Raw genomic sequence first — 11,723 nt, forward strand, 5'->3', positions numbered from 1 at the left:
CTGCTCACTGCCCCTTTTTTCTCAACGCTACCGCTTGGTCGAGCGCGTCGGTGAAGTCTTCGTGGCCGGAGCCAGACCAACTCACCTGGCCGTTGACGAAAATGACATACGTTGGGATCGCACGAATTTCGAGCTCCCTGAAGAAGTCGAACGCTCCCAGACCAATCGGCCATTTGACTCCAGGTGACGCTGCTAGGAAATCTTGCAACTTCTGAACGTCGTCAGCAGTTTCGGACGTGAGGCTGACGAACTCGACGCCCAGCGGTTCGTAGTCCTTGGCCGCTTCGACGATCCGTGGCATTGCAGCCAAGCAAGGGCCGCACCAGGAAGCCATACAGTCAACAAACACCACATTGCCCGCCTCGACCGAGGCATTCAGATCGTAGGACTCGTGGGTCGAGATGCCGGTTTCGAGGTCCGCTTGCTCAGGTTCTGGCCCATTAAGCCACCCCTGAACTCGTGTGCCAGGCCAAGGGGTACCAGCTGGCACAGGCTGGGGACCTGCAGCCGGATTGGTCTGCAAAAGAATAATCGCCGCGAACACAGCGGCCACAGCCAAAGCGACGACCAATGGAGGAACTCCCCCACCAGTCTTCTCATTGTCCCACGGTTCGTCCCGATGACGGCTTGCCATGCTTACCGTTAGAACGGATTAACGCTGCCGACGCAAACCCAAACCGGCGAGCAGGCCAAAGCTCAGCAGAACGCTGGAAGGCTCAGGCACGGCGTTCACGGCGACCGTCGCAGCGGTCCCACCGCTTGCGGCCCGTTGCCAGGCAAGAAAATCGAGGCCATCGACATCGCCATCGGCGTCCGCATCACCATCACCTGGAGTAGCTCCGGGCTCGGTGCCATAGCCTGTTTCCCAGAATGGCAGATCATCTCCGTCGACATCCCCATCGCTATCGAAGTCGCCCGGCAGGCTCGTGTTACCGGCCAGGATGTTGATGAACACGGCATCCGGCTCATAGACCACTTCGAAGCTGAAGTCCGGGTCGTTGGAAAGCGGTTCGATGTCAAAGGTGCCGGTGACGGTGCTGGCAGCGATGATCTCGAAAGTGTCTCCCGCCGCAGGATTATAGGCAGAGTCAAAATCCAAGGTGAGCCGTCCGGCCAGCGTAACATCGCCGGTGACCTCGAGACGGCTGTGGTCGTCATCGTCGTCGATGCCCATGTTGAGCACGCTGGCGGAGTTCATCGCCAGATCGCCAAGGACGAAAGAAGACTCTGGACCGACGGTCAACGATCCGACATTCAAGATCGGAGCTTCCACCACCGTATTCGAAAGCACCATGTCGCCGTTGTCGGTTAGCCCACCGCGGAATCGCAGAATCGCGTCTTTGCCAAAAATCTGTCCATCAGCATTATTAGTGACCGCCGATTCAAACTCCATCTCACCGCCGATCGATTCAATAATACCGCTGTTGGTCACAGTACCGGTGACGAGCATGCGCTCACGAATATTTGCCACTGCCGCTGCAGTGCGAATATCGCCGCCCGCGTTGAGAATGTCGCCTTCAATGCGTCCATCCCCGCGGATGACGCCGGTGTTGGTGACGGTGGGAGTCAGAATGGTACCGCCGGCCAGATTGATCCGGCCCCCGCCACCCACGTCAAAATCACCATCGACACGGAACGTGCCGTTATTTTCGACATTAATGTCACTGCGAGCCGTCGCATCGCTCGCATCACCAATCTGAGCATCGTCGAGAATCCAGACGAGCGTCCCTTGGTCGCTAATCGTCATCTCACCGAAGGAACCGGAATCAACACCAAAGAAGGCATCGTCAACGACACGTACAAAGGCCTCATCACGAACGTCAAGCAAGCCCCGCCCTTCATTACCAACCGTGAGATCGCCCACACTGCCAGAAGAGATACCCGGCCCGATATTCCAACGTGTGCCGCGACCATGCACGAAAACACTACCGTTGCCAGGCAGAGTTGGAGAACCAGTGCCGCCGGAGACGACTTCGTTACCGATAATTGCTTCGTCATCGGTTTGTACGCGGGCAGACCCAGAAACCTCAAGTCGACCGCTACCGCCATGACCAACACCTAGAAAATTGCTTCGGATGAGCGAGCCAATTCCAGACACTGTGACAAAGCCCTGGCTTCCTTCAAAAGTTCCCACAGTAAAGTCAGGATCAGCCTGTGATCCCCCAGTGAAGACAGAAGTTCCATCACCACTACGAACGATGGCTCCTGACAGGACTTCTAAAAAACCTTGGCCTTCTTGTCCGACTTCAATACGGTCGCCATAGTTCCATTGGGAATTGGTTCCAGCAACAACAGCACGCCCAAAGCCGTCGAAGGTACCGCCGATGATGCCCCCATCGGAGTTGAGCGGAGCGGTGAAGGCAGGGCCGTCAATCGTGAGGACACCAAAGTCCGTCCCTTCGATCTGCATGCCAGTTCCACCCACGACAACCGTGTCGGTAACGGTTCCACCTTCAAGCGGTAAATCAGGGAACTGCGGTGAAACGTCCCCTTCGCCGGTAACGTCAGCACGCGCCGGATTCGTACCGAATGTGAAGAGCAAGCAAAACGCGCTCAGGCAAACTGCTCGACCGAATATTCTTAGAAGTTGCATTACTTTCTTCCCCTCAAGCCCCTGCTGGATTCTCTGTTCTTGCCTATGCCAGCTGGCCGGATGCCGCTGATAGGCTATTACCATAGTCATGTCGGGCCGATTCGATGTCAACGAATTTGACGTGAACAGGCCCAGAAATGTGGGTAGTAACGCCTGAAGCGGTTAATGGAGGCGGTTACTCGACTTGCCGCTGAAGTCGCACGACTTCACGAGTATTGTGATCGTGGCCCGGCTCGAACCCGACGGGAATCGAACGGTCGACAATCGAGAAGCCACGCAAACGCCGCGTCTGGCCAACGTCGATGCCATACTCTCGTCCGAGTTGATAACCTTCGGGATAAACCCGATCGTAAAGTGCCTGAAGCTGAGCATCACTTAGCGCCCCTCCCGGGTCGTTTGCCGCGCGGAATTGAGCCAAAGTTGGTGCCGCCTCGACCTCGAAGAAGCCAACCGTTACCCAGATGGAATAGACGTTTGACCGGGTCGTTACGAGATTGTCCAGCCGAGTCGTCGGCTGGTAACGGAACCACGGGTTCCGGTCAGCGTTGTTGAACTCCATCGTGGTAGCTTGCGCCAGTGCCGGTGCGTTGGTATCAGGAAGTGTCCCCGCATTATTGTCGCTGCGACGCAGCATCGTGGCATCAGCTCCTTCGCGTGTTATGTCAGTACTGCTAAGGGGCGGTACAAAATCACCTGCATCGGCTGTTCGATAAGGATTCTCAAAGAACGTAGGACTGTTGCCGAGTTGAAGCATAATCCCGCTGGCGTTGTCGACGCGGCGACTATTCACAAATTGTGCCCAAGTGGGGCCCGGATGTTCGGCCAACGTGCCCGAGTTGCGATGAAAGAGACCATCCAGCACGGAATCGTCGGCGATCGTGTTCAGGTTGACCTGGCCGGGCTCGCGGAAGAGCGAAACCTTATTGAAGGGGACCTGCAACCCGTGCCGAGGATCGTCGGTGTCAGACATCACTCCACTGAAGGCCACTGGGTTCAGCCACTCCTCGGTACCAACGAACCGGCTAGGCACATGGAGGTAATCCAGCATACGGTGCAAACCGGCAATCCCCTCGGTCCCGTTGTTGTCGTCGGTGCGATGGAAATTCGCCAGATGCTGATAAGGTCCGTCTGCTTCAAGAATGTCGGGGTTCATCGGCGGAGTGCCGGCGGTGGTAGGTGCAGGTCCTCTGTAGATTTCTGCATTGGCGTTGGCGGGGTCTTTCATCGTGAAATCACGGAGCAATTGTGCCGCACCAAAAGTCGGCACCTGCATGACTTCATGGGCAGAAATGTAAGGACGGTTATTCCACGCAAGCCAAGGGAACGGCTGTTTTGGCTCGCGTAACTTCTGCGGAGCCACGACGGCAGGGTCTTCGTCCATGAAACAACGATTCAGGAAACCGAGCGTGCAATCGGGGAACGAATGCATCGTGAAGGTATTCGGATCATCGGGGATTTGCGTTTCCGCATTGGGCCGACGGTTGCGATTCTGTGCGGGGCCTCCGGGCCAAGGTCTCGGTGCCGCGGTCATGCTGGCCTGTGGTGGGGCACCCGGCATACGGAGAATGTTGAGGTACTTCTCGCGGGCCCAAGGGTTAATCTCATCGGCGGTTGCAGTGAAGGCATTGTTCTGGTGCCAATCGACCCAACCACGCTCGGTACTCAAGAACCGCTGGGCGATCGAAACGCTACTGTTGGTCGGGCCACCCTCACGCATTCCTCGCTCACGACTATTGAATACCGTGAGATTGGTTGTTGTGTAGTCAACCGTGCGGTACGGGTTGGTGTCCGCATCGAACGGCAGTAACGGATTGGCCAACCGTTGCAAGAAAACGCCACGTGCGAAGCCGCCCCCGGTTCCTGGCTCTAACAAGGCCGGATTGTGCAGCGAATCCAGCGGGATGTCATGTGGTTTCGGTTGATCGGGGCCTATGCCGTAAAAGCCATAAGGGTAAATGTCCCGAACGGCTCCATCAGCTTGATTGATGTCGGTCGGCTCGTAACCGTAAAACTTCACATGGTCCGCGAAGTTAGGGTCAACAACACCACCATCGTCACCCGGGTAGCCGCCCGCCGGCTCGCTTAGCGACATTCGCCGTGGCTCGTTGATAATCGCGACATCCGTATAGGACTGGCGAGTGTCAACGGGATCGTCGTCTGGCGGAGACGCCATGCGGAAATTTGTATTTGGGTTTTCGTTCTGGTTGTTTTTGTTTCGATCCATCGCTACGGCATCGTCCTCATCGACGAATCGGACGGCCTCAGGAACGTTTGGTTGCGTGTCTAAGATCAGGCGTCTCGGTTCGAGCGTTCCTCCTGGGCCCTGCCGGGGCTCAGCAATAGGCATTTCGTAGACGGCTGGATCAGTAGCAGACTGATGGGCACCGCCAACCACCATATACCTGCCGGGGCGTACGCTTTGGGTAGGAATCGTCGCCCAAAACTCATCGCCGTCATTCTGATCGATGTTTGACGGGTCCCAGCGGCTAAAGTAGAGCGAACGCTCGATGCTTTGCGGCTCCAGAGCCTCTCGAGGGTCGGCATCCGCCGGTTCGATGGATACCGCGACACGCCAAACGGGCGAGCCTGTGGCGGTGCGGTCATGTGTACGACCAAGATCGACACCCACATGAGTGCTCGTGCTGAACGCATTGACATCCGCACTGGCGGCTGAGTTCTGCGGCCAAGGGTTGTAAAGCTCCAGGAACCAAGCACCCCGGGGACGTACCAGTTGGTCGTATTCGCCAGCCTCCTCCATCATGTCGCTGGCCGGGGCCGAAGTGCCGCCAGGGGCGGTCGCTTCGTCGGCTTCGTCACTCACCCGCGGGTCGTGCCAGGCGAGTGATTCGCTGATCACCAACTCGGGTCGTTCAAGTCCCCATGCCAAGGCGCGATGGGGCTGGGTGTCGTCGGCAGAGGGTGCGGCTGTTGAGTCAATTACACCGTCAACGTCCCAAGGGTTTCCGTCGCCGTTACTATCTTCAAACGGATTGAGGTCGAACTCGAAAGGCGTCATGATCGAATCCGCGTCGCGGTAATCAACCACGTTGATTGCCCATTGGGCCAGCTTGCGAAGCTTTCTTTGACCTTCAGGTGAGGCTGTGTCAAAGGGGTCAACGGTTGCGACGGCCGTGATGTATAAATCCTTCGCCAACTCTTGCCGTCGCAGGTTGTCCCAGCGAACACGGTAAGCGACATCGGCTGCATTGTTGCCGGTGCGGCTCATGTCCCGCACTTCGTTGTCGTTGAGATCGACAACATCGTCGCCGTTGGTGTCGAAGCTGCCATCGAGAGGCGCCCCCCAAGCACCATCCTTGAAGTCCCGTGCTAGGCCTGGGCTAAGATTTCTGTCATTTCGATTGTTCGCGGCAGGATCGACTCGCACGAATTCATTCGCCGGATCGCCATCGGCGAGATTCTGGTCAACGGTGACCGCCATCCCGGCTTGCCCACGTTCAAGGCGCCAATAAGCCCCGTCCACTTCACCCGGCTCATCCACAACGCCATCGTTGTCGTCGTCCCGACCATTGCCCAACGCCCGATTGATGTCTAGCTTTGCCCCCTTGGCCAGGTCACGCGGGATGAGGTTGGCGACAGCACGGCGTTGAGCGGCATTCAGTGGCGGTAACACATTTGGAGTTACAGTTCGATCGTAGCGCAGACCGGGCGTAACTGCTCGGAAACGATATTCAATCAAATCCGCAAAGCTGGCTCCAACGGCGGGCCGGCCCATTACTTCGATGAAACTGTCATCGTTTCCCGAATTGTCATCGAGATCCATCTGCGTCCCGTCGGTCACGTTCACCCAACGAGGTAAGTTGACCGAAGGCACCGGGAGGTCCCACGAGTCGGTGGTGAGGAGGTTCCGCTTGTCGAGATTGCTGCCAAGGAAGTCACCCAAAGTGGCCAGGCGATCTGGGGTGGCGGCTGCGTCGATATCGTAGGCTCGCAGGCTTCGTTCAAGTTCATTGATACTGAAAGGCGTATCGGTCGTTGACGAGGCTGCACCGGTTAACGCAGTCAGGTCGATTTCGAAGGGATAGTCAAAGTTGAGCGTACCAGCGAACTTCGTCTGCATGAAGAAGGGCTGGCCGAAGTCGTTTAGCCCCATGCTGTACTTGCCGTGCATATCAATGGGAGAGCCGTATTGCGACTTCCTTGCACCTGTTGGCTGATAGCTCTCCGCAACCCCTTGAAGACTGAGTTGGGATTTCAACTCGAATTGATTGGCATGGCCGGGGTAGGCAGGTGCCGCGAAACTGCCTGCACGGTTATCAATTCCATACTTGCCTGGGATCGAAACGGTGCCAATCGTGGTTCCATAAGTGATTTCGTCGTAGCGATCTCCGAGGACTGGAATCAGGCTGATCTCAGTTGTTGAAACCCCTAAGCCCTTGGGTGCCGCAGTGAGTAAGGCCCCACCAGCCAACTCTGGTGCGGGAATGTTAAGCGGGTTGAGCGTAGCAACCGACCCGTGCGCATTCACATTCAACCGCCCGTCCATGTCGAGGCACAGGACAGCCGCCAGTGGTTTCACGAGCGTTCCGTCGGGCATGCTCATCACGGGCGCGCCGAAGTCGACCCACACGCTATCGCGGACTCCGTCGTTGTCGTTGTCCACGTCCCACGGGCCGTAGATGCTGTGGTTGACGAGGGCCTGAGCTGCGTCGCGAATGTCGTCGTTGGTCTGAATGTCATTCAAGCTGTAGTTGTACTTGTTGACCATCAGGTTCTCGAACGTCGAGACTCTTGCGGAAAGCTCAGGATTGCTTCCCGTAAAGTTCGGATGATCAAACCAACTTGGGCGGAGCAGAGTTTTCCGCAGCAGCGTGGGGGATCGCTCGTAGAGGCCAACTTGGTTGTCAAAATAGTTGATCAAGGCCGGCCGATGCAGCGACGGCAACACCATGTCGCCTAGTGAACCTGGCGCAGTGCCAGTCAAGTTCGGCCAAGTGGTCTCGATCGGCACCTGAGGCATCAACCCCAGCAGCATGTTCTGGAAGTCGGCCGCGTCGTAGCCTTCATCGCTACCGCCAAGGCCACCAATCCCGAGAGAATTCTTGCGACGTATGAATTCCAGGTCTTGAGGTCGACCCGGGGCGAAGTTGGCAGCGATCTGATCCCGAGCAGCTTGGGTTAGGTAGTAGTAATCCGCCACCGCTCCTTTCTGCAGTAGCACTTCATCGTCATCTAATCCATCGGTGCTAAACGACATCCGGTCGAAAACGGCGTTGGGAACCAATGCTAAGGGGCTGGCTGTTCCGTCAAGATTCATCTCCACTGTGTTGAGCCGCGCGCTGTCAACCGGAGCTTGCTCGTTGAAACCAATGCCCGTCCCATTAAACGGCCGACCGTTCACGACAAACCGGCTACCGGCCAGCAATGCGTTGAGATCGATATCATTCTGCGGCAAGATACTGCCGTCGGCTTGGCGGAAGGAAAGCAGGCGGAAGCGAGCAAAGTCGCGGAGGTAATCCTCGTCGCCAGGCTCATCGATCGTCGGAGGGAGGTAATCGACAATCCGTGTTGTAATTCCCTCAGCCGGACCTGAGGTAAAGGTCAGCGACAAGCCGTTGTAGGCATCCTCAGTACGTTTCAACCCGGCGATGGCGAGGGCTTGGTTGCCGGACAGGTCTTCGACATCCAAGACGTCGATCTCAAGGATCTGTCCCGCGGTGATGTTGCTCTGCTGAATAAGGTGCTTGTTGCCTCCCGATGCGCCGGGGAACCGGGTCGGTGCCCAACGTGCGACAAGACCATCTCGGTCCGTGTGTGGAAAGGCAGGACCAGGTTCACCATTCGTCGGACGCGGTATACGAACCAAGCCGCTGGAATCGCGGTAGTTCCCTGTATAGTTCCCTGCGTTGTCTTGATCGCGGGAAGGTACAGAGCCAGTAAACCCGTCGTTCCCATACATGTCACGCAGCAGACTGTGATTGCGTAGCGAGCTGTTGGGGTTGTTCGTATCGCGGACGATTTGTTTGAGGACGTCGTCCAGCAGGTCGGCTTGGCCTGCCTGGGCACTTTGAATCTGGTTTGCTTTACTGACGGTGATCGCCGTGCGAGAGGAATGCCGTGCCGTGACGACGAACGCCGTGCCGACCAGCAGGAAAAGAACCAGCAGGCTGAGCGCGACGAGCAGCAGGATGCCGCGCCGCTTGGGGGGCGCCAGGCGCGGGGCGCCAGGCGCTAGTTGATCACTGGACTTTCGTAAACGAGCGCCTAGCGCCCAGCGCCTAACGCCCTGTTGTTTTCTGTTCCAAAGTTTCATCTTCTTGCCTCTTTCTGAGCGAATCGTGCCCCGGCCCGCTCAGGTTTGGTTGTTGGGCGCTAGGCGCCGGGCGCTGGTTATTCGGTTGACCCACGAATAACTATCGCCCAGCGCCTAACAACTAGCGCCTCACTGTTGCATCGGTATCGACCGTGTCGTCACGCTGACGATTCCCGGGAGGAGAATCGCGCGGAGGTTAGGTGAGTAGCCCGGTACCAGCGGATTCTCTGGCCACTCGGGACCATCGAGCATTGCCCGCCGACCTTGTACGATTGCATTATCGCTGGTCAGTTGAACTTGATCGGTGTCGTTATCCAACGACAGCAGCCGATACCACTTCATCAAAAACGTGCCATTGGTTGGATTGACGCCCGCGACGGCGATCCAGTTCCCCGGACGAATGTCTTCCAACGCGTCATCAACCGCCTGCGCTCCAGCAGCATTGTTATTCCGATTGAAAAGGATCAGCTCCCCGCCGGCCAAATACTCGGCTTCCAGCAACCGTTCGCTCGTTTCCGACGGCGCTTCCTCACGGCGGTGGAACACGGCAACCGACACGTCGTAGGCCTTGCTCCCGTACTGGCTGCTGGCCGGTTGCAGGGCTTCGAGCCCAGCACTAGTCACAGGCACCACGGAAGCAAGCCAAGTGTAGTTCGCCTCGTACTCGCGACGGAGGAGGACGTCGTCAGTCGGATTGTCAGGGGTGTTGCCAGGATCTGCCGTCTTCCACCGCTGAATCGCGGGGCGGTCGTCCTCGTCGGGTAATTCTACGCTGAGGGTGTCGTGAAGGGAAAAGATGGTGTCAGCGACAAGCAGCGGCATAGGATCGCCTGGTACCGCGCCAGGTAGCGAAACTCGACGTATCGGCCACGTTGGTTCCTGTATCGGCCATGCAGCTGGCGGCAGTGTCCAAGTTGCAGGCGGCGAATTCCAAGCAGCAGGCATCGTCATGCTCTGAGTGGCACCCTGTAAATAGGGAAAGAAGTGGTTGTGCTCTTGCAATGCGTTTTGTGGAGGTAGCGCAGACTGCACTCCAATGGGGTCAATGATAAAGGCACGACCAGGTGTAATCGCTGGGTTGATAATATTGAATTGACCGCTGTTGATCGTCGACTGCTGGATGACAGCGAGATCATAGTCATAAACTGTTTCAACCGTATCAGCTCTAACATCTGGATCGCCATACAACCAAGCCTGCGGTCGCAGGATCCCTCGGGCCAGTAGCTCATCAAACGCCGCGTCGGACAGGGCCGTGCTACGGTCGAACTGTTCGCCTTGGGCAGCATAATGGCTGCCGACCGGGAACAGCGACGCCACGCCCATCAGTCCGAACAGCAGGACGAACATGCTGATGAGGACCTCTAAGAGGCTGATACCTCTTTTTGAGGGATGAGGGGTGAAAGATGAGGGATGAACTCGGGGGACGCTCTGCGCCAAAACATCATCCCTCATCCTTCTGCCTTCATCCTTGGCAGTTCTTTTTCGCGAATCAAATGTGAAAAGTTTGAACTCTCGCACGCTATCGCCCTCCTTCCCGCCGCATTTCGCGGGCGTATTGGCGGGCGGCGAACATCTGGGCGGGGACGCTTTGCATCAAGCCGGCCAAGTTGTTCGTCGGGGGGCTGTAGATCGGGTTCTCTAGGTCGACAAACGCATTGTTGGTCGCCAACACGCGGCCTGAGCTGGCACCGATCACCACCCAGCGGCTATCACCATTGAGCCAATTGACTTTCTCGCGCAACTCGTCGTGAGCGTCCGCGCGATTTGGGAAATCCCAATCGTTGACGGTCGTCATTTCAACCGGTACGTTTTCTCTGCGACCGACGAGCATGTAGATCTGTGACGTAACGCGTTCAGGATCAACGGTTGCATCGGGTACTGCGACGGCGTTGTCGTCATTCCAGAAATATCGATCGACCGTGCCATCGGGAGCGAACAGCACAGCAACGCCGTCGTCGTTGTTAGTTAGCATGGGATCGTTTTCATCAATGGCGATCAATGGGTTATGGCAACAAGAAGGCATTTGATCCACAGGAAGGCCTGAACATTGCAAGTCGATGCAAACACCCTTGGGCAACTGCAAGGGGGGCTCCGCGGAACGCATGGGCAGGCGACGAATCGCGTAGCGATTACCGATGGTGTCGTTGACCACTTGGCCGTTATTGTTGAGCCACTCGACCCGGAAACCATCTCCATCAGGAGAGTTATTGGTTGGCCCATTTGTGGCTATAAAAAAAGGCCCATCAAGGTCGCTGCGATCAGTCGGGGCGTCCAACTCGCGGCTCAGCCGATACCGATTACCGTCCACTTCAAGAATGTCGCCCGGGCGGAACATTCTTTGAGGGAGTTCGAGAAGCGAGGGACCGTTGGGAGATCCGCTGGTGAAAGTGCTATTCAACCCAATACCAAACTGAGCACGTAGAATCGGTGTGCCTAGTGAGACATCGGGATAGATGCGAACTGCTGAATTCTCACTGAACCCAGCGAACGCTGGAGGCTCTTCGATTTGAAAGATTTCCAAGCAAACCCCACGGTCGGGATTGGTCGGATCACCGGGGATACCGGTTGTCGCTGACAGCTTTTGCAAGAAGATCCCATGCGGACGTCCTGTACGAGCCGCTTCAGCTTGGGCGAGAGTGATGTAGTTTTGCACTTCGCGGGAGGCTTCGCGAATCTTGCGAGGATCGTTATTGGGCGAAAGCAGCGGAATGACACCGGCGACCAATGTTGTCAGGATGGTGATGACCACCAGCAACTCGATGAGCGTCATGCCGCGCGGACGGTCAGCCTTACGGCTGTGCGTTTCGGAATGGACATTTTGATTACGCATAATGTTTTCCGCTCCAGTCCTCCCCGGGG

The 11,723-nt window shown here is 57.1% G+C and carries 5 protein-coding genes; all 5 read right to left on the bottom strand.

Features of this window, described 5'->3' with window-relative positions:
- Positions 1-4: 4 nt before the first annotated feature.
- Complete coding sequence (locus RIB44_02820; GenBank protein MEQ8615506.1) at positions 5-634, bottom strand: TlpA disulfide reductase family protein; 630 nt, start codon at positions 632-634, stop codon at positions 5-7.
- Positions 635-652: 18 nt separating this feature from the next.
- Positions 653-2,593 (bottom strand): PEP-CTERM sorting domain-containing protein, encoded by a 1,941-nt coding sequence (locus RIB44_02825; GenBank protein MEQ8615507.1) that lies wholly within the window; start codon positions 2,591-2,593, stop codon positions 653-655.
- 175 nt (positions 2,594-2,768) lie between these two features.
- Positions 2,769-8,864, bottom strand: coding sequence for a hypothetical protein (locus tag RIB44_02830; GenBank protein ID MEQ8615508.1), 6,096 nt, complete (start codon positions 8,862-8,864; stop codon positions 2,769-2,771).
- 129 nt (positions 8,865-8,993) lie between these two features.
- Positions 8,994-10,211 carry a hypothetical protein gene (locus RIB44_02835; protein ID MEQ8615509.1) on the bottom strand — a complete coding sequence of 406 codons (1,218 nt, stop codon included), beginning with the start codon at positions 10,209-10,211 and terminating at the stop codon, positions 8,994-8,996.
- Between the two features lie 172 nt (positions 10,212-10,383).
- A complete protein-coding gene (locus RIB44_02840; GenBank protein MEQ8615510.1) occupies positions 10,384-11,694 on the bottom strand; it encodes a type II secretion system protein in 1,311 nt (436 codons plus the stop codon).
- Positions 11,695-11,723 lie beyond the last annotated feature (29 nt).

It is taken from the genome of Lacipirellulaceae bacterium (genome assembly GCA_040218535.1).
Lineage (GTDB): Bacteria > Planctomycetota > Planctomycetia > Pirellulales > Lacipirellulaceae > Adhaeretor.

Excerpts from the sequence above, each read along its gene's own strand:
- RIB44_02830 (MEQ8615508.1), bottom strand. The coding sequence starts at position 8,864 with ATGAAACTTTGGAACAGAAAACAACAGGGCGTTAGGCGCTGGGCGCTA.
- RIB44_02840 (MEQ8615510.1), bottom strand. The coding sequence starts at position 11,694 with ATGCGTAATCAAAATGTCCATTCCGAAACGCACAGCCGTAAGGCTGAC.
- RIB44_02825 (MEQ8615507.1), bottom strand. The coding sequence starts at position 2,593 with ATGCAACTTCTAAGAATATTCGGTCGAGCAGTTTGCCTGAGCGCGTTT.
- RIB44_02835 (MEQ8615509.1), bottom strand. The coding sequence starts at position 10,211 with ATGTTCGTCCTGCTGTTCGGACTGATGGGCGTGGCGTCGCTGTTCCCG.
- RIB44_02820 (MEQ8615506.1), bottom strand. The coding sequence starts at position 634 with ATGGCAAGCCGTCATCGGGACGAACCGTGGGACAATGAGAAGACTGGT.